The sequence below is a fragment of the Synechococcus sp. LA31 genome, from assembly GCF_018502385.1.
Classification (GTDB): Bacteria; Cyanobacteriota; Cyanobacteriia; order PCC-6307; family Cyanobiaceae; genus Vulcanococcus.
Window position 1 is genome coordinate 1519875 of record NZ_CP075523.1, and the last position, 17170, is coordinate 1537044.

19 protein-coding genes and 1 tRNA gene are annotated in these 17170 nt (G+C 64.8%); 12 read left to right on the top strand and 8 right to left on the bottom strand.

Annotation, left to right across the window (positions count from 1 at the left end; translation table 11 throughout):
- Genes KJJ24_RS08210 through KJJ24_RS08220 form a run of 3 tightly spaced genes read right to left on the bottom strand, consistent with a single transcriptional unit; the run spans position 1 to position 1363 of the window.
- On the bottom strand, positions 1-498 hold the full coding sequence (locus KJJ24_RS08210; protein ID WP_214337961.1) for a GspH/FimT family pseudopilin: 498 nt from the start codon (positions 496-498) through the stop codon (positions 1-3).
- On the bottom strand, positions 495-917 hold the full coding sequence (locus tag KJJ24_RS08215; protein WP_214337962.1) for a type II secretion system protein J: 423 nt from the start codon (positions 915-917) through the stop codon (positions 495-497). The genes KJJ24_RS08210 and KJJ24_RS08215 overlap by 4 nt, the downstream gene beginning before the upstream one ends.
- Positions 917-1363 carry a hypothetical protein gene (locus tag KJJ24_RS08220; protein WP_214337964.1) on the bottom strand — a complete coding sequence of 149 codons (447 nt, stop codon included), beginning with the start codon at positions 1361-1363 and terminating at the stop codon, positions 917-919. The genes KJJ24_RS08215 and KJJ24_RS08220 overlap by 1 nt, the downstream gene beginning before the upstream one ends.
- 73 nt (positions 1364-1436) lie before the next feature.
- On the opposite strand from KJJ24_RS08220, the gene KJJ24_RS08225 reads away from it, so the two are divergent.
- The gene (locus KJJ24_RS08225) at positions 1437-2180 is read left to right on the top strand and encodes a hypothetical protein (RefSeq protein WP_214337966.1); all 744 of its coding nucleotides are present in this window, start codon (positions 1437-1439) and stop codon (positions 2178-2180) included.
- Here the strand turns inward: KJJ24_RS08225 and KJJ24_RS08230 are convergent.
- Both KJJ24_RS08230 and lepA read right to left on the bottom strand, forming a co-directional pair.
- On the bottom strand, positions 2167-2892 hold the full coding sequence (locus KJJ24_RS08230) for an alpha/beta hydrolase (protein ID WP_250544531.1): 726 nt from the start codon (positions 2890-2892) through the stop codon (positions 2167-2169). The genes KJJ24_RS08225 and KJJ24_RS08230 overlap by 14 nt on opposite strands.
- Positions 2889-4697 carry a translation elongation factor 4 gene (gene lepA / locus KJJ24_RS08235; RefSeq protein WP_214337968.1) on the bottom strand — a complete coding sequence of 603 codons (1809 nt, stop codon included), beginning with the start codon at positions 4695-4697 and terminating at the stop codon, positions 2889-2891. Before lepA ends, KJJ24_RS08230 begins: the two co-directional genes overlap by 4 nt.
- A gap of 83 nt (positions 4698-4780) precedes the next feature.
- Between lepA and KJJ24_RS08240 the strand changes: the two genes are divergently transcribed.
- From KJJ24_RS08240 to serS, 3 genes are all read left to right on the top strand, one after another.
- Positions 4781-5119 carry a multidrug efflux SMR transporter gene (locus tag KJJ24_RS08240; RefSeq protein ID WP_214337970.1) on the top strand — a complete coding sequence of 113 codons (339 nt, stop codon included), beginning with the start codon at positions 4781-4783 and terminating at the stop codon, positions 5117-5119.
- A 70-nt stretch (positions 5120-5189) separates the two neighbouring features.
- Positions 5190-5480 (top strand): NifU family protein, encoded by a 291-nt coding sequence (locus tag KJJ24_RS08245; protein WP_250544532.1) that lies wholly within the window; start codon positions 5190-5192, stop codon positions 5478-5480.
- 54 nt (positions 5481-5534) lie between these two features.
- Positions 5535-6818, top strand: a complete 1284-nt coding sequence (serS, locus tag KJJ24_RS08250; protein ID WP_214337972.1) for a serine--tRNA ligase — start codon at positions 5535-5537, stop codon at positions 6816-6818.
- 131 nt (positions 6819-6949) lie between these two features.
- Here serS and mqo read toward each other — a convergent pair whose 3' ends face one another.
- Entirely contained in the window at positions 6950-8407 is a 1458-nt protein-coding gene (mqo, locus tag KJJ24_RS08255) for a malate dehydrogenase (quinone) (protein ID WP_214337974.1), read from the bottom strand.
- 47 nt (positions 8408-8454) lie between these two features.
- Here mqo and rseP point away from each other — a divergent pair, with 47 nt between their 5' ends.
- The 3 genes from rseP (at position 8455) to KJJ24_RS08270 (ending at position 12233) form a co-directional block, all read left to right on the top strand.
- Entirely contained in the window at positions 8455-9543 is a 1089-nt protein-coding gene (rseP, locus tag KJJ24_RS08260) for an RIP metalloprotease RseP (protein ID WP_214337976.1), read from the top strand.
- 52 nt (positions 9544-9595) lie between these two features.
- The gene (gene rpsN, locus KJJ24_RS08265; protein ID WP_214337978.1) at positions 9596-9898 is read left to right on the top strand and encodes a 30S ribosomal protein S14; all 303 of its coding nucleotides are present in this window, start codon (positions 9596-9598) and stop codon (positions 9896-9898) included.
- Between the two features lie 190 nt (positions 9899-10088).
- Positions 10089-12233: a polyribonucleotide nucleotidyltransferase gene (locus KJJ24_RS08270; RefSeq protein WP_214337980.1), complete on the top strand. Its 2145-nt coding sequence runs from the start codon at positions 10089-10091 to the stop codon at positions 12231-12233.
- 68 nt (positions 12234-12301) lie between these two features.
- Here KJJ24_RS08270 and KJJ24_RS08275 read toward each other — a convergent pair whose 3' ends face one another.
- Positions 12302-13222 carry a 3'(2'),5'-bisphosphate nucleotidase CysQ gene (locus tag KJJ24_RS08275; protein ID WP_214337982.1) on the bottom strand — a complete coding sequence of 307 codons (921 nt, stop codon included), beginning with the start codon at positions 13220-13222 and terminating at the stop codon, positions 12302-12304.
- A 23-nt stretch (positions 13223-13245) separates the two neighbouring features.
- On the opposite strand from KJJ24_RS08275, the gene rsmI reads away from it, so the two are divergent.
- Both rsmI and KJJ24_RS08285 read left to right on the top strand, forming a co-directional pair.
- Positions 13246-14118, top strand: a complete 873-nt coding sequence (gene rsmI, locus KJJ24_RS08280) for a 16S rRNA (cytidine(1402)-2'-O)-methyltransferase (RefSeq protein WP_214337984.1) — start codon at positions 13246-13248, stop codon at positions 14116-14118.
- On the top strand, positions 14118-14357 hold the full coding sequence (locus tag KJJ24_RS08285; protein WP_214337986.1) for a hypothetical protein: 240 nt from the start codon (positions 14118-14120) through the stop codon (positions 14355-14357). The genes rsmI and KJJ24_RS08285 overlap by 1 nt, the downstream gene beginning before the upstream one ends.
- A gap of 3 nt (positions 14358-14360) precedes the next feature.
- Here KJJ24_RS08285 and KJJ24_RS08290 read toward each other — a convergent pair whose 3' ends face one another.
- Entirely contained in the window at positions 14361-15077 is a 717-nt protein-coding gene (locus KJJ24_RS08290) for a hypothetical protein (RefSeq protein WP_214337988.1), read from the bottom strand.
- 81 nt (positions 15078-15158) lie between these two features.
- Between KJJ24_RS08290 and KJJ24_RS08295 the strand changes: the two genes are divergently transcribed.
- The 3 genes from KJJ24_RS08295 (at position 15159) to KJJ24_RS08305 (ending at position 17165) form a co-directional block, all read left to right on the top strand.
- Positions 15159-15232, top strand: a tRNA-Arg gene (locus KJJ24_RS08295).
- 146 nt (positions 15233-15378) lie between these two features.
- Positions 15379-16626, top strand: a complete 1248-nt coding sequence (locus KJJ24_RS08300) for a hypothetical protein (protein WP_214337990.1) — start codon at positions 15379-15381, stop codon at positions 16624-16626.
- 314 nt (positions 16627-16940) lie between these two features.
- The gene (locus KJJ24_RS08305) at positions 16941-17165 is read left to right on the top strand and encodes a helix-turn-helix domain-containing protein (protein ID WP_214337992.1); all 225 of its coding nucleotides are present in this window, start codon (positions 16941-16943) and stop codon (positions 17163-17165) included.
- Positions 17166-17170: the final 5 nt, after the last annotated feature.

Below are 17170 nucleotides of genomic sequence, written 5' to 3' on the forward strand. Positions count from 1 at the left end.
TTAAAGCGAGGAGTCGGGTTCACAACGGCCGGCGCGGTAACGACCTAGCCGGGTGATCCCCAACGGCAATGCCATCACCAGGCAACGCTGGAGTGACGTGCCCTTGCTGCTGAGCACGGCTGTTCCTCCATCGAGCACCAGGCCGTTGCTGCTGAAGCGGAGCACCGCTGGAAAGTTGTGGCTGAGCTGCACCTCACCGGCAGCGATCGGCTCCTTGAGGCTCTCAAGCGTGCGCAGGCAAGGCGCCAACAGGCTCCGATCAGGTGGCGCCCAGCCTTCTGCCTGCAGGCTCAAGCCACAGGGGCGCCCCACTTTCTGCGCTTCCGCGCGCCCGCGCTGGATGCCTTGATCCAGGCGTCGTGTTGCCGCCTCCAGCCGCTGGCGGGCCAGGGTTTCTGAACCGCCGCTCCACCCCAGCGTCGCCAGGATCCCGAGGATCACCACACCCACCAGCAGCTCAGGCAGGGAAAATCCAGTGCCGCTTCTGGCTTGGCTCACGGCTGCACCTCCTCCACCTGGCTGTCGGTCAGGGGAGCCTCCGCCTGGCACAGGCCCATACCCGCCGCGGTGAACAGCCGCTCCCGCTGCAGGGTTGGATCTGCTTCAGCCCGCCAGCGAACCTGCAAGGCATCCATCTGATCGGAGATCACCAGCTCCCGCTGCAGCTGAGGCGGCACAGGCACTGCGTCAGCTGCAGCCATCCATCGCTCCCGGCTGATCGAGCAATCGGGCTCACTCACCAGGGCCCGCCTCCAGTGGGCCTGCAGCTGCAGGCGATCGAGCTCCATGCGCTCCACCAGCTGCTGGCGATGCTCCAGCTGGTGGCTGCTGCCCGCCGCTGTGCTCCACAACTGCAGTGAGCTGCCCGATGCGGCCGAGAAGATCGCCGCAGCCACCATCACTTCCACCAGTTGCATCAGCCCAGCTCCTTCACGCCGGATCCCGTGAGCCAGTAGCGCCGCCGCGGTCCAGCGCCGGCGAGCTGCAACTGCAGGGCACCGCCCTCTGGATGAGGGATCCAGCTGACCAGCTCAACGGCCTGGCCGTCGATCGTGACCTGCTGCAGCACCTGTGGATCCAGATCAGGCGGGCAAGCACCCGGCAGCGATCCGGCCTGCCATTCCGCCAGGGGAATGCTTTGCAGGCACGCGAAGCGCCCCTGCAGCTCAGCGGCAAGACGCTGCGCAGCCGAGGCGAGGCGATCCTCAGCCTGCAAACGCACACGCTCAGCCGCCTGCACCTGATGGCTATGCAGCACGAGCGACTGCACCGACAAGCTGCTCAGCAGCAACACCAGCGCCCCAGTGATCGAGAGGGGCAACACAAACCCCGCCTGGGCAGGCGGATGAACACGCAACGGCATGGCCTGAATCAGCAATCCATGGGCTGAGCATTCCCCCCGCAGCTACAACAGAGGCACTGGCAAAGCAGCCGCGATGGCCGACGGGCTGGAACGCGACATCGAACTGCTGGAGATCCATGAAACGTCTGCCTGGCGGCAACAGCTGGCGGCTGGAGCAGCGGGCTTGTTCACGGCAGGGCCCTTGGGGCTCTTGGCCTCAGTGGTGGCCTTTCGCAAGCTGGAAGGCCACTGGTTGCCCTGGGCGTTGATCGGTGTACTGGCCGCACCGCCATTGGCCTACGGCCAATGGCGTGCCGTGGGCGCCCTGCAACAGCTCAGCAGTGGCGACAACACCAGGGTCGATTCAGATTTCACGGCCGCCCAGCTGATCAGCGAAGCCGATCGCATCGCCAGAGACTGCGCTCTGGCCCAACGCCAAGGCAACAGCAGCCGCAACAGCATCCGCAACCCCCTCGATGGGCGGGATCTGTTCTGCGACCCGAGCTACCCCACCACGGTGGTGATCACCAGCCAAGGGTTTGCGCCACTGCAGCAGCCGCGCAGCTGCGGTGGGATCACGCTCGCGCCGGGCACCCGCGCCGCCCAATGGCTGGTGTCACCGGCGGGGTCGTTGGTGTGCCAGGCCGTAGCCCATTCCGGGGGCTGGTGGTGGCAGCAGACCGAGCTCAACCGCCGCCAGCTGTATCGCCGCTGCACCGAGAATCTGCGGCTCGAGGCCAGCAATGGCTTCAGCCGCACAGCCCATCAACTCGGACGCCGTGATTACTGCGCTGAGGAGAGGGCCCTCCTGGCACGCGATCGCATCAGGGCGCAGTAGCAGCTGCAGGAGCCGGGTTCATCGCCGCAGCCTGCAGACAGGCCGGCAGGAACACCCACCAGCTCAAGGTGGAGGTGCACTGCTGGGGGTTGTCGCATGGCAGCGAGGAGCAGCGCTGCGTGGGGGGGCCGCCCAGCTCCACCACAAAGGTGGTGGGTAGCTCCCGCAGGATCGCCATCGCCGAGATCGTGCCGCTCTGGGCGCTGCGCAGGATGGCGGCCCGCAGGCCTTCCACCCGCACATCACGGCCGCTGGCCATCAGGGGGCGAAAGGCCTGGGTTTGCTGCTGCAGGAAGGCCACACCGGCAGGGGAATATAGAAAATTGGCCAGATCCACCAGCCCTACGGCGTAGGGCTTGGCCAAGGCCGCACGCAACTGATCGTCAGGCCAGCCGGAATTTGCCGCCAGCTGCAGCAATTGACGATCGTTGATGGTGCCGTCGGCCACGAACTGCTGCAGCGCGGCGTAGGGGATCGTCCAGAGCTCGGCGCCACTGGCCAGGCGAAGGGTTTGCGTGGCACCAGGTGGCTCCAGCGGAGCCGGCGGCACGATCACAGGGCCAGTGGGTTGAGCCGGTGCAGGGGAGGGGGCGGCCGCTGGGCTGGGCTGGGCTGCCGGCAGATCGGAAGGCTCAGCGGCGCGTACCGGTGCCACACCCCACAGCACTCCGGCCGACAGCAGCGCTGCCGCAGCGGCGGATATCCGCCTCACTGGTTGAGCTTGAGCACGGCCATGAAGGCCTCCTGGGGCACATCCACCTTGCCCATCGCCTTCATGCGCTTCTTGCCCTTGGCCTGCTTCTGCAGCAGCTTTTTCTTACGGGAGATGTCGCCGCCGTAGCACTTGGCGAGCACATCTTTGCGCATGGCGCTGATGCTCTCAGAGGCGATCACGCGGCTGCCGATGGAGGCCTGAATCGGGATCTTGAACTGCTGGCGAGGGATCAATTCCTTGAGTTTCTCCACCAGGCCCTTGCCCACGTTGTAGGCCTTATCGCGGTGCACGATCGTGGTGAGCGGATCAGCCTTCTCTCCATTGATCAACACATCCAGACGCACCAGATCGTTCTTGCGGTAGCCAATCAGGGAATACTCCATCGAGGCATAGCCCTTGGTGCGGCTCTTCATCTGATCAAAGAAATCAGTCACCACCTCCGCCAGAGGCATTTCGTAGTGAAGGGTGACCCGATCGGTGGTGATGTATTTCATGTCGATGAATTCACCCCGCCGCTCCTGGCACAGCTCCATCAGGGCGCCGTTGTAGGCATTGGGCGTATAGACCTCGAGTTTCACATAGGGTTCTTCGATCGATTCGCGCTTCTGCGGATCAGGCAAGGTGGCGGGATTATCCACCATCAGCGTGGTTTCATCCAGCATGTTCACCTGATAGATCACCGATGGAGCGGTAACGATCAAATCGAGGTTGTATTCCCGCTCCAACCGCTCCTGCACGATTTCCATGTGCAGCAAGCCGAGGAAACCGCAGCGGAAACCGAAGCCCATGGCGCTGCTGGTTTCAGGCTCATATTTCAGGGCCGCATCGCTCAGTTGCAGCTTGTCCAACGCTTCGCGCAGATCCGGGTACTGATCAGCGTCGGTGGGGAACAAGCCACAGAACACCATCGGCTTGGCCTCGGTATAGCCAGGCAGCGGCTCGGGGGCTGGGTTGTTGACCAGCGTGATCGTGTCACCCACGCGGGCGTCGGCCACGGCCTTGATCGAAGCCGCTAGGTAGCCCACCTCGCCGGCCTGCAAGCGATCCACCTTGCGCTGATCAGGGGCCATCACGCCCACTTCATCCAGCTCATAGGTTTTCTTGCTCGCCATCAGCAGCACCTTGTCTTTGGTGCTGAGCGAGCCGGAGATCACCCGGAAATACACAATCACACCCCGGTAGGGGTCGTAATAGGAATCGAAGATCAAAGCCCGCAGCGGCTCTTGCAACCGATCGGGCGGCGGCGGCACGCGATCCACGACGGCCTGGAGAATGTCGGGCACACCTAAGCCGCTCTTAGCGGAACAGGGAATCGCACCCGAGCAATCGAGCCCAATGATGGCTTCGATCTCTTCGCTAATGCGATCAGGATCCGCGCCAGGAAGGTCAATCTTATTGAGAACCGGAATGATCTCCAAGTTGTTCTCAATTGCCAGATACACGTTGGCCAGTGTTTGCGCCTCCACGCCCTGACTGGCATCCACCACCAGCAGAGCACCTTCACAAGCCTGCAGCGATCGGCTCACTTCATAGGAGAAGTCAACGTGCCCGGGTGTATCGATCAAATTGAGGATGTAGGTCTCCCCGTCTGCCGCCTTGTATTCCATACGGGCGGCCTGGAGCTTGATCGTGATGCCACGCTCACGCTCGAGATCCATATTGTCGAGAAACTGCTCCTGCATATCGCGGGCAGCCACCGTGCCGGTGTCCTGCAGCAGGCGATCGGCCAGGGTCGACTTGCCGTGGTCGATGTGAGCAATGATGCAGAAATTGCGGATCCGGGAGGCGGGAACGTCGGTCATTCGCTGATGTGTTCTCGGTTGGTGTCCCGGCTCGGGCAGTGGATCTGGTGAGGTGATCCTAGGGAGAGACGCCCATCCCCCCCATGCCCACCGCTCCTGTCTGGCTGGTGCTGCTGCTGGCCATCGCTTCGGAGGTGGTGGGCACCTCCTGCCTCAAGCTCTCCGCCGGCATGACCAGACCCATGCCAACCCTGGTGGTACTGGCGGCCTACGGCTGTTCCATGCTGCTGCTATCGAAGGTGGTGCAGACCATCCCACTGGGCGTCACCTACGCCCTGTGGAGCGGCATTGGCATCGTGGCGATCGTGCTGGTGGGGCTGCTCGCCTACCGCCAGGTGCCCAGCCACGGCCAGCTGGTCGGCATGGCCCTGATCACCGCCGGCGTGGTGATGGTGAATCTCACCGGCCAGCTCCATGAGTGAGCCCCGGTGCCAGGAGCCACAGCCATCCCTTGGATCGATTCCTAAGCTCACATCAATCACAGAGCGCCAAATGAGCACCGACGCCACCGCACCCGCTGCTGACACCGCGGCCCCCGAGGTCAACGACCCCCGCGCTCTCACCCTTGAAAACGTGGAGCGCACACTCGACGAGCTGCGCCCTTATCTGATGGCCGACGGCGGCAACGTGGAAGTGGTGGAAATCGATGGCCCGATCGTGAAGGTGCGCCTGCAGGGCGCTTGCGGCTCCTGCCCCAGCAGCACCATGACCTTGAAAATGGGCATTGAGCGCAAGCTGCGCGAAGCCATCCCCGAAGTAGACGAGGTGGTGCAGGTGCTCTGAAGCGAGCCTGCCTGAACTCCGGCCCGTAGGCTCCCACCACTTGCTTTTGGGCCCGTGTTGGATCAGCGCCTGTTGCGCGACAACCCCGAGCTGATCACCGAGCAGCTGGGCCGTCGTGGAATGTCGCTCGAGCTCACGGGCCTGCAGCTGATGGCCCGCCAAGAGCGCGACTTGGTGGAGCAGCGCAGCAATCTGCAGGCCGAGGGCAACCGCATCGGCAAAGAAGTTGGGTTGAAGATCAAAGCCGGCGCGGCCCCCAACAGCCCTGAAGTGCAGGAACTGCGCAACCAAGGCAACCGCATCAAGCAGCAGGTGGCGGTGCTTGAAGAGGAGGGGAAGGCGCTGGAAGCCAAGCTGCGCGAGCAGCTGCTCACCCTGCCCAATCTGCCTTCGCCTGAGGCCCCGGATGGCCGAAGCGAAGACGACAACATCGAGATCAAGCGCTGGGGAACTCCCCGCGCCAAGGAGGATTGGCTTGAAGAGCACTGGCAGATCGCCGAGCGGCTCGAACTCTTCGAAGCCGAGCGCTCCGTGCGCATCGCCCAGAGCCGCTTTGTGACGCTGCTTGGCCAGGGCGCCCGGCTCGAGCGCGCCTTGATCAACTTCATGCTCGACCTCCACAGCAACAAGGGCTACCGCGAGGTGCTGCCACCGATCCTGGTCAACAGCGCCAGCCTCACGGGCTCGGGCCAGCTGCCCAAGTTCGCGGAAGAAAGCTTCCGCTGCGCCGAAGACGACCTGTGGCTCACCCCCACCGCCGAGGTGCCCATCACTTCGCTGCACCGCGATGAGGTGATCCCAGCCGAGCAGCTGCCGTTGAAATACGTGGCTTACACCCCTTGCTTCCGCCGCGAGGCCGGTAGCTACGGGCGTGACACCCGCGGACTGATCCGCTTGCACCAGTTCAACAAGGTGGAGCTTTATTGGTTCTGCCATCCAGAGCATTCCGCCGAGGCGCACCTGCAGATCACCGCTGACGCCGAAGCGGTGCTCGAAGCGCTCGAGCTGCCCTACCGCAAGATCGAGCTATGCACGGGCGATATGGGCTTCTCAGCCGCCCGCACCTACGACCTGGAGGTGTGGCTACCAGGCGCCGGCGCCTACCGCGAGATCTCCAGCTGTTCCGTGTGCGGCGACTTCCAAGCCCGTCGCTCCGCCATCCGCATGAAGGAGGGCAAAACCACCAAGCTGCTGCACACCCTCAATGGCAGCGGCCTGGCCGTGGGCCGCACCATGGCGGCCCTACTGGAAAACGGCCAGCAAGTGGATGGCTCGGTGAAGCTGCCTGCCGCCCTGGTTCCCTACTTCGGTGCCGAACGGATCAGCGCCGCGAGCTGAGGTGATCCGGGGCAGGCATGAGCCGGATCACCTGTCGCCAACCGGATATCCGTGGATATCCCGAGTTGGACACGTGAGCAAACAGCCAAAACCCAGCACCGCGCTTCAGCTCCATCCAACCGGCGTGACCGTCAGGCAGGATCCAGCCCGAGGGCCGCATTGCTGCGGCTGCGCAACGCCGCAAGGTGATCCGGATCATCTCCGAGATCCAAGCCCCAGCCAGGGATCAAGCCACGCAGCTGCTGCTGCCAAGGCCCGCTGTTGAAGCGCTCGGGCCAGCAGCGCCTCAACACCTCCACCATCGTTTGCACCGCTGTGGAAGCACCGGGTGACGCACCGAGCAGCGCCGCCAGTGATCCGTCGGCGCTACTCACCACCTCAGTGCCCATCTGCAGGTGGCCGCGGCCATCGATCTGTTTGATGATCTGCACCCGCTGGCCCGCCACCGCCAACTGCCAATCCTCTGGGCGGGCCTCAGGCAGGAACTGGCGCAGGCTGGCGAGGCGCTGCCCCTCACTTTGCAGCACCTGCCCCACGAGGTAGCGCACCAGATCAAAGTTTTTGCTGCCCACCTGCAGGCTGGGGAGCAGGTTGAACGACGTCACTGATCCAGCTAGATCCCAGAGCGACCCCTGCTTGAGGAAGCGGGTGCTGAAGCCGGCATAGGGGCCAAACAGCAGCGCGCGCTGCCCCTCAATCCAACGGGTATCGAGGTGCGGCACCGACATCGGTGGCGCACCCACCGCCGCCTTGCCATAGACCTTGGCGTTGTGGCCAGCAATCACCTCCGGGTTGCGGCACACCAACCACTGGCCGCTCACCGGGAAGGCTCCGTATTGGCGAGCCTCAGGAATACCCGAGCGCTGCAGCAACGGCAGCGCCCCGCCGCCAGCCCCCAAAAACACAAACGGCGCTTCAAACACAGCTGTTGACCCATCAGCCTTCCGCGCCTGCACCTGCCAGCCGCAGCCACCGCGCTCTAGGCCCACAACCTCATGCTCGAGCCGCACGTCGATGGCCTGCAGCAGCGCCGAGCTCAGCGTTCCAAAATTCACATCCGTGCCGCGGGCTACCCGTGTGGCCGCCAAGGGCTGATCGAGGCTGCGCCCTTCCATCACCAGCGGCATCCACTCCCGCAGCTGGGCTGAATCCCCACTCCATTCCATGCCGGCGAACTGGGCCGTGGCATTGAGTGCTTCCCAGCGCCGGCGCAGGAAACCCACGTTGGCCTCGCCCCACACAAAGCTGAGGTGGGGCACCGCCCGGATGAAGGAGCTGGGGTCTAGCAGCGCCCCGCGCTCCACCAAGGAGCCCCAGAACTGCAGGCTCAGCTCAAAGGCGCCGTTGATCGCGAGGGCCTTGGCGATCGGCACGGACCCATCCGCCGCCTCAGGTGTGTAGTTGAGCTCGCAGTTGGCCGCGTGGCCGGTGCCGGCGTTATTGAGTGGAGCACTGCTCTCGGCCGCCATCTGCGACAACCGCTCGAGCACCGTCACCTTCAGCTCAGGATCGAGTTGACGCAGCAACTGGGCCAAGGTGGCGCCCATGATTCCGGCCCCCACCAACAGGGCGTCGCAGCGGTGCGTCATCGAGCCTGCAGATCCCACCACAATGGAATCACTTTGCACGTGAACGCATGGGGGTTCTCACTGCCCTAGCGATCCTGGCGGGCCTGATCGTGGTGCACGAGGCCGGACATTTCTTCGCGGCCACCTGGCAGGGCATCCGCGTCAGCGGTTTTTCCGTGGGGTTCGGCCCGGTGCTGCTGGAGCGTCAACGCCGCGGTGTGCAGTTCGCCCTGCGTGCGATCCCCCTGGGGGGATTCGTGTCATTCCCTGATGACGACGAAGAGAGCACGATTCCCCCCGACGATCCCGATCTGCTGCGCAACCGCCCGATCCCTCAGCGGGCCCTGGTGATTGCAGCCGGTGTGTTGGCCAACTTGCTGCTGGCCTGGAGCGTGCTGCTGGCCCAGGGGCTGGTGGTTGGCATCCCAGCTGGCTTCAGCACCACCCCAGGCGTGCTCATAGCAGGCGTGCAGGGCGGGCAGGCAGCAGCGGCAGCCGGCCTGCGACCAGGCGACCGCATCCTTGCGGCGGATGGGGTGGATCTCGGGGGGGGCCAAAGCGCTGTGGCTGCTCTGGTGGATCGGGTTAAGAGCGCCCCTGATCAAACCTTGCAGCTGCAAACCGAACGCGCAGGCAAGACCCTCACCATCGCCCTCACCCCGGCCGACATGAGCGGCATCGGCCGCATTGGCGCCCAGCTGCAACCCATCGGCACCGAGGCATTCCGCCGCGCCAAGGGCCCCGGTGAGGCGATCCGGCAAGCCAATCACGATTTCGTCACCCTCACGCAGCGCACGGCGGAGGGCTTCATCACCCTCGCCACGCACTTCGGTGAAACAGCGAGCCAGGTGTCGGGGCCGGTGAAGATCGTGGAGATGGGGGCCTCCTTGGCCAAGCAAGGCGGCAGCAGCCTGTTTCTCTACACAGCGCTGATCTCGATCAACCTGGCAGTGCTCAACGCGCTGCCCCTTCCCCTGCTTGACGGCGGCCAGTTTGTGCTGCTGATGATCGAAGGCCTGCGGGGCAAGCCGCTGCCGGACAGGTTTCAGATGGCCTTCATGCAGTCGGGCTTTGTGTTCCTGGTGGGGCTCAGCCTGGTGCTGATCGTGAAGGACACCAGCCAGCTGGCGGCAGTGCAGCAGCTGCTGAACCGTTGAGGTCACCCTGCGGGGTAGGCTTGCTCATCATTGCGATACGAGTCCAGGCCGCATGGCGAAGAAGTCGATGATTGCGCGCGATGTGAAGCGCCAGAAGACGGTTGAGCGCTTCGCAGCCAAGCGTGCCGCTCTGATGGCTGCCTTCGAAGCCGCTGCCGATCCGATGGAGCGCCTGGAGATCCATCGCAAAATCCAGGGTCTGCCCCGCAATAGCGCCAAGGTGCGTATGCGCAACCGCTGCTGGGCCACCGGCAAGCCCCGCGGTGTGTATCGCGATTTCGGCCTGTGCCGCAACCAGCTGCGCGAGCGGGCTCACAAAGGTGAGCTGCCTGGCGTGGTCAAGTCGTCCTGGTGAGCCTCGGCTCTTCAAACAACCTTTCAGAAAGCGCCGCAAGGCGCTTTTTTTTGTGGCCGAACCAACCTTGAGGTCGCACAGCTGCGGGCTGAACACACGCACGCTTTCCAAAGAGATTGGGGGCGTTGTCACGGCATTCGCACGCCGGATGCGAGAATCGCACTTGACAACAAACAAGACATAAGCCCACGTGCAAGGTCACACTCAGTCGATCTCCTTCGATGGTCGGGAGATCCGGCTGACCACCGGCCGCTTCGCTCCCCAGGCAGGCGGTTCAGTGATGGTCGAATGCGGAGATACAGCCGTTCTGGTCACCGCCACCCGCTCCGGCGGTCGTGAAGGCATCGATTTCCTTCCCCTCATCTGCGATTACGAAGAGCGCCTCTACGCCGCTGGCCGCATCCCCGGCAGCTTCATGCGTCGGGAAAGCCGCCCCCCCGAGCGCGCCACCTTGATTGCGCGTCTGATCGACCGCCCAATGCGGCCGCTCTTCCCCAGCTGGCTGCGCGACGACCTTCAGATCGTGGCTACCTGCATGTCGCTTGATGAGCGCGTGCCGCCCGATGTGCTCGCCGTCACCGGCGCCTCCCTGGCCACCCTGCTGGCAAAAATTCCCTTCAACGGTCCGATGGCCGCCGTGCGGGTGGGTCTGCTGGGCGACGACTTCGTGCTGAACCCCAGCTATCGCGAGATCGAGCGCTCCGAGCTTGACCTAGTGGTTGCTGGCACGCCCCAGGGCGTGATCATGGTGGAGGCCGGCGCCAACCAGCTGCCCGAGCAGGATGTGATCGAAGCGATCGACTTCGGCTACGAAGCGGTGTGCGAACTGATCAAGGCTCAGCAAGCCCTGCTCAAGGAGCTGGGCATCGAGCAGGTGTTCCCCGAAGCCAAGACCGCAGACGACACCCTGCCCAAGTTCCTGGAGAAGGAATGCGCCAAGGGCATCGGCGATGTGCTCAAGCAATTCAGCCTCACCAAGGCCGAACGCGATGAGCAGCTCGATGGGATCAAGGCCAAGGCGGCCGAATCCATCGCAGCCCTCAAAGACGACGACGCCATCAAGGTGGCGGTGAGCAGCAGCGGCAAGGCCCTGGGCAACAGCTACAAGGCGCTCACCAAGAAGCTGATGCGCGAGCAGATCGTGAAGGATGGCAAGCGCGTGGACGGCCGCAACCTCGATGAGGTGCGCCCGATCAGCGCCGCAGCTGGTGTGCTGCCCAAGCGCGTACACGGTTCAGGCTTGTTCCAGCGCGGCCTCACCCAGGTGCTCTCCTGCGCCACCCTCGGCACCCCGAGCGACGCTCAGGAAATGGACGACCTCAACCCGTCCAATGAGAAGACCTACCTGCACCACTACAACTTCCCGCCTTACTCCACCGGCGAGACCAAGCCCATGCGCAGCCCGGGCCGCCGCGAAATCGGCCACGGCGCCCTGGCGGAGCGGGCCCTGATCCCGGTGCTGCCCAGCAAGGAGAGCTTCCCCTACGTGCTGCGGGTGGTGTCGGAGTGCCTGAGTTCCAACGGCTCCACCTCGATGGGTTCCGTGTGCGGCAGCACCCTGGCCCTGATGGATGCCGGCGTGCCCCTCAAGGCGCCTGTGAGCGGCGCCGCCATGGGCCTGATCAAGGAAGGCTCTGAGGTGCGGATCCTCACTGATATCCAGGGCATCGAGGACTTCCTCGGCGACATGGACTTCAAGGTGGCCGGCACCGAGAAGGGCATCACCGCCCTGCAGATGGACATGAAGATCACCGGCCTTGAGGTGAAAACCGTGGCCGAGGCGATCAACCAGGCCCGCCCCGCCCGCCTGCACATCCTCGAGAAGATGCTCTCGGCGATCGAGAAGCCCCGCGACGTGCTGAGCCCCCATGCTCCGCGCCTGCTCAGCTTCCGCATCGACCCCGAACTAATCGGCACCGTGATCGGCCCTGGCGGCCGCACGATCAAGGGCATCACCGAGCGCACCAACACCAAGATCGACATCGAAGACGGCGGCATCGTGACGATCGCCAGCCACGACGGTGCTGCCGCTGAGGAAGCGCAACGCATCATCGAAGGCCTCACCCGCCGCGTGTCGGAAGGCGAGGTGTTCAGCGGTGCGGTGACCCGCGTGATCCCGATCGGCGCCTTTGTGGAGATCCTGCCTGGCAAGGAAGGGATGATCCACATCTCGCAGCTGAGCGAAGCGCGCGTGGAGAAAGTGGAAGATGTGGTGCGCGTGGGCGATCACGTCACCGTGCGCGTGCGCGAGATCGACAATCGCGGCCGCATCAACCTCACCCTGCGCGGCGTGCCCCAAGCCGAAGAGCCGGCAGCAGAAGCACCCGCCGAGTGATCCAGGGGGTACCCCTGAACCGCTTCAGCCCCCGGCAACGGGGGCTTTTTCATGCTTCGAAGCGCTGATCAGACGGGGAATCCCGGATCGATCACCGCCATCGCCGCCGCCGCCTTCTCGCACAGGGGCTGGTGGCTGCGGCCGTGGCTGGCGATCAAGCAACCAGCCTGGCGGATGTCGCCGTCGTTGTAGCTGAGGCGGCGGCCATCGGCATGGGTGAACGCACCGCCGGCGGCGCGCAGCACGGCCTCAGGGGCGGCCATATCCCAATCCTTCGGAGCGCTCTTGCCCGAGAGGGAGATATAGAGATCGGTTTCGCCGCGCAGGATCGTGGCCACCTTCCCACCCACGCTGCCAATCGCCTTGGTGTCGCCCAGGGCCAACGCTTCCAGCAGCTGCTCGAGCCGCTGATCGCGGTGGTTGCGGCTGGCTACCAGCACCAGTTCAGCCAGGGGCTCACGGGCGCTCAGGGCAGCAGGCCGCTGCTCGCCAGCACGGTTCTCACACCAGGCACGCTGCTGCGGCACCAACCCAATCCACAGCTCCTCCATCTCCGGCAGCAGCACCACCCCCAACACCGGCTCGCCGTTGTGGGCCAGGGCGAGATGCACGGCGTATTCGCCCGTACCCTGCAAGAAATCCTTCGTGCCATCAAGGGGATCGAGGATCCACAGCCACTCGGCATCCAAGGGCTCACCGGCGGTGAGCTGTTCCTTGGCGGTTTCTTCACTGAGGAGCGTCCAGCCGGCATCGGGGAAGGCCTTCACCAGGCCGTCGATCAGCCACTGGTTCACGGCCAGATCCGCTGCACTCACAGGCCCCTCTCCGCCCTCGTCAACACTCAGTGCTTTGGGGAAGCCATAGGGGGGCTGCTCGCCGCGGCCGTAGGCCAGCAGGATGTCGGCCGCACCCCAACACAACCGGCGCAGCTCCACCAGCAGCTGCTCCTCATTGATGCCCGAGGGCATGCAGGCGGCGGCGGGCATCATGGAGTTGGCAAAGGGGCATTGTGATGCAGGGCGCCGAACCGGCTGCAGGAGTGCTCTATCTGGTGGGCACACCAATCGGCAACACCGGCGATCTTTCCCCCCGGGCCAGGCAGGTGCTCGGTGCGGTCAACCGCATTGCCTGCGAAGACACACGCCATAGCGGCTTGCTGCTGCACAACCTGGGGCTACGAAACGGCGAGCAGCCACCACGGCTGGTGAGCTTCCACGAGCACAACCAGATCAGCCGCATCCCAGAACTCCTGGAGGCCCTGGAGGCGGGCGAAGCAATTGCTGTCATTAGCGATGCCGGCCTACCTGGGATTTCCGATCCCGGCGAAGCGCTGGTGGCCGCCGCGCGTGCAGCCGGGCGCACGGTGATTTGCGTGCCAGGCCCCTGCGCCGTGACCACCGCACTGGTCAGCAGCGGCCTACCAGCCGGGCGCTTTTGTTTTGAAGGGTTTCTGCCCCCCAAGGCCACGCAACGCCGGGCGAGGTTGCAATCACTCGCGAACGAACCGCGCACCCTGGTGCTGTTCGAAGCGCCGCACCGCCTGCTGCAACTGCTGGAGGATCTGTTGGCCGAGCTAGGCGATCGCCCAATCGCGGTTACCCGAGAACTCACCAAGCGGCATGAACAGCAGGTAGGCCCCACGATCGAAGTGGCCTTGGAGCACTTCCGGAACCATGCCCCCCAAGGGGAGTTCACGATCGTGCTGGGGGGAGCCAGCGACTCCAGCACGCCAAACCGCACGAACGCTGAACTGCGCCTGGAGCTGCAGAACCTCGTGGCCTCCGGCCTGAGCCGAAGCGATGCCGCTCGCCAGCTCTCCCAACAGACTGGCCTGGCCCGGCGCGAGCTTTACGCTCTGCTCCATCACGCTGAGGATCCGAGCTGATGCTGCTGCGTCTGCGCCTATTGCTGGCCAGCCTGGGCGGCGGTGCTCTGCTGCTGTTGATCCTCTGCCTGGGCGCGCAGAATCTGGATCAACGCACCAGCCTCAATCTGGGCTTCGGGCGCACTGCTCAGCTGCCCACAGGATTTGTGTTGGGCGTGGCCCTCGTGATCGGTGTGATCAGCGGCGGTGCCACAACAGCCCTGCTGCTGCCCCGCAGCAATCAGGATTCAGATCTCTAGAGCTCAGAGCGCAAACAGCGCGCCACCCTCCACCACCAGCCGGGTGATCCCCTGGGCCACCAGGTAGGAAGAGCGCCGCTGCAGCACCCCAGCATCGGGCACCTTGATGACCCGTTGGGTGCGGCCGCACTGGCGCTTGGCCTGACGCGGGTTGGTGAACAGCATCAATGCCTGAAGCTCCTGTTCCTCATCGGGCAAGCCACCCAGCTCAGGGAACTCACGCAGAGGCTTGGCCTGCAGCTCAACTGTTTTGTCAACCAGCATGTAAACGCTGGCTGGCAGTGCCCCAGGACTTAGGGGTTGGGCTTCCAGCACCACAGCCGGTTCCACGGCAACTGCGGGCAGCTCAGCTTCATCGTCTGCATCCACATCGGGATCATCGAGGCCGTCTTCGCTGAAGTCATCGGCATCGTCGATCGCCAGCTCGCGTTGCTCCGCCTCATCTGGGTCAGAAGCCTGGGCAGGCTCAGACTTTGGCTCTGCTGGAGGAGCAGGTGCGGGCGCGGGCTCCGATACCGCTGCTGCGGGCGCGGCCGTACGCCCGCGCGGCTGACGCTTGATCGCCTCCATCTCCTCGGGATCAAGCAGCGCCTTGAGCACACGGCTCACGGTGTTGGGGCTGCAGCCGTAGGCCACCGCCAAGGCCTGGGCGGTCTCCCCCTGGCGATAGCGACCCACCAACTCCTCTTTCTGGCTGTCGTTAAGCCTTGGAGCAGGCATCGAGCAACGGTTCGCAGCACACCACCATAGGAGCCCTCCGCCAACACGACTGCAAGCCCCGCTGTCACAATGCCTCCATCAGCTCCCTTAGCTCAGCTGGATAGAGCAGCTGCCTTCTAAGCAGCCGGTCGATGGTTCGAATCCATCAGGGGGCGTCTAGAAAAACCAAGCTGGGACAAGGGTTTTAGCCATCACCCTGATCCGCGGGGTGCACGCTGGTGCACCTCAGGGGTTGACTATTTCGCACGTTCGTTCGCACACTGGAGGGAGATGACCGGCTGCCTACGCGGCCGTGCGACCGATGGCCAAAGCACCCACCTGGATCGCAACCCTCAGAAGGGATCTGCGCCTGCAGAACGGTGAAGGCTGGTATGCGAAAGACGTGCGGGGCCGAATCCAGCTCGCCTACCGCTTCGCAGACGGCACCCAGACCACCTGCATCCTCGAGTTGCCCTGGGCCGGCAGCAGCAAGCTGCCCATGCTCCAGGCGGCCGCCGCGGCCAAGCCCCTGGTGGAAGCCGGCAAAAGCCTGAAGGAAGCCATCGCCCTGATCGCCCGCTCGGAGGGCATCACCGAGAAGGGGGCCACCAACTGGCCCCGCGTGGCTGAGCTGTTCCAACAGCACAAGGTCGGCAGCGGCCAGACCAGCGAGCGCACCTGGGACCGCAACTACCGCCTGCGCATCAGCCGCGCCGTTGCGATCCTCACCGGCAAGCAACGCCCCACCGGCGGCGCCGGCCTGATGCAGGCCCTGGTGGATCAGCACTTCCCCGGCGGCAAGGGGGCCGGCGAGACCGACCGCCGCCTGCAGATCCAATACATCGGGCAATTCCTGGCCTTCGCTGTGCAGGAGCAAGGCGCAGATGCCCGCTGGCTACCCCCAGCCGATCTGAGCCGCTATGTGGGCGTCAAACAAAAGGGGCACACCATGGCCACCTTCATCAGCGACGACCAGATTTGCCGCCTTTTGGCAGGTATTAACGATCAGCGCTGGCGCACCGCCGTGGGCCTGGTGGCTTGCTTCGGTCTGCGCCCTGTTGAGCTCGGCTACCTCGTCGCCAACGGCGACACACTGCGCTGCAGCTACTCCAAGCGCACGGCCCGCAAGCCGCAAGGCACCCCGCCGCGCGAGATCCTGGGGCTCGACCCTGCCGGCCTCGAGGGGCTGAGCGCCAACCTGCTGGCCCTGCTGGCGGAGCGCGGCAAGGAGGCCTTGCCCTCTGGCTGCCGCGGTGAGCGTGCCGGCGATGCGCTGCATCAATACCTCGAGCGCAACAAGGTCTGGCAGGCCCTGGTGCAGGAGTTGGCCGAGGCTCCGGCCGTGGGCAACACCGGCAACGAGCTGGTGCCGTATTCCATGCGGCACGCCTACGCCGACCGCGCCAGCGTGCTGGGCCTCAGCGACAAGGAGGCTGCCTTGCTGATGGGCCACAGCCTGCAGACGCACCACAGCCACTACAGCGGCACCACCGCCGACACCATGGCCCGCGCCAAGGCCAAACTCCAGGCCCGCAGCCAGGCCGGGGCCCCTGCTGCAGCCTTCGCTTGAGGACAGCAGGTGCACCACGCTGCAAGTGGTGGCTTGCCGTGCAGCGGAACACTCCCTATGGTGGCGCCACGGAGTCGGGAGCCCTCCAGTTCCACGACCCCCCAGGGTTAAACGTGTCCCCGCACGCCTGGGTGCCCAAATGACGGTTAGGGACCCTGCTGCGGTCCCGTCGGCCATGGGGAGGTGCCTCAGCAGGGGGGTTGGAGTTCGGCAGGGCAGCCGCCAATCAAGAGAGCTACAGGAGGGCGAACGGCATCAACCACCTGCCTTGGGACAAGGGGGCAGGGGCTGGATCCGTCGCTTGGCATGAAGCCATGACATACGAGCGCCTCGAGCCTCTCTGGATGAAAACCAGGGAAGCGACCGAGCGCCTTTGCGTCAGCAAGACCACCCTCATCCGCATGACGGATCAGGGCCTGCTGGATTACGGCCGGCACTGGCGCAAGGGACATGGAGAGAAGGGCCACCTCGCGTGGAACGTCACCGAGATCGAAAGGGTGCTGAATAGCCGCCCGCAAACAACAACAACCCCCGAATAGCCATG

Bases quoted from the DNA above. Each gene is read 5' to 3' on its own strand.
- KJJ24_RS08215 (WP_214337962.1), bottom strand. From the start codon at position 917: ATGCAACTGGTGGAAGTGATGGTGGCTGCGGCGATCTTCTCGGCCGCA.
- KJJ24_RS08220 (WP_214337964.1), bottom strand. From the start codon at position 1,363: ATGCCGTTGCGTGTTCATCCGCCTGCCCAGGCGGGGTTTGTGTTGCCC.
- KJJ24_RS08225 (WP_214337966.1), top strand. From the start codon at position 1,437: ATGGCCGACGGGCTGGAACGCGACATCGAACTGCTGGAGATCCATGAA.
- lepA (WP_214337968.1), bottom strand. From the start codon at position 4,697: ATGACCGACGTTCCCGCCTCCCGGATCCGCAATTTCTGCATCATTGCT.
- KJJ24_RS08240 (WP_214337970.1), top strand. From the start codon at position 4,781: ATGCCCACCGCTCCTGTCTGGCTGGTGCTGCTGCTGGCCATCGCTTCG.
- KJJ24_RS08245 (WP_250544532.1), top strand. From the start codon at position 5,190: ATGAGCACCGACGCCACCGCACCCGCTGCTGACACCGCGGCCCCCGAG.
- mqo (WP_214337974.1), bottom strand. From the start codon at position 8,407: ATGACGCACCGCTGCGACGCCCTGTTGGTGGGGGCCGGAATCATGGGC.
- rseP (WP_214337976.1), top strand. From the start codon at position 8,455: ATGGGGGTTCTCACTGCCCTAGCGATCCTGGCGGGCCTGATCGTGGTG.
- rpsN (WP_214337978.1), top strand. From the start codon at position 9,596: ATGGCGAAGAAGTCGATGATTGCGCGCGATGTGAAGCGCCAGAAGACG.
- KJJ24_RS08275 (WP_214337982.1), bottom strand. From the start codon at position 13,222: ATGATGCCCGCCGCCGCCTGCATGCCCTCGGGCATCAATGAGGAGCAG.
- rsmI (WP_214337984.1), top strand. From the start codon at position 13,246: ATGCAGGGCGCCGAACCGGCTGCAGGAGTGCTCTATCTGGTGGGCACA.
- KJJ24_RS08285 (WP_214337986.1), top strand. From the start codon at position 14,118: ATGCTGCTGCGTCTGCGCCTATTGCTGGCCAGCCTGGGCGGCGGTGCT.
- KJJ24_RS08290 (WP_214337988.1), bottom strand. From the start codon at position 15,077: ATGCCTGCTCCAAGGCTTAACGACAGCCAGAAAGAGGAGTTGGTGGGT.
- KJJ24_RS08300 (WP_214337990.1), top strand. From the start codon at position 15,379: ATGGCCAAAGCACCCACCTGGATCGCAACCCTCAGAAGGGATCTGCGC.
- KJJ24_RS08305 (WP_214337992.1), top strand. From the start codon at position 16,941: ATGACATACGAGCGCCTCGAGCCTCTCTGGATGAAAACCAGGGAAGCG.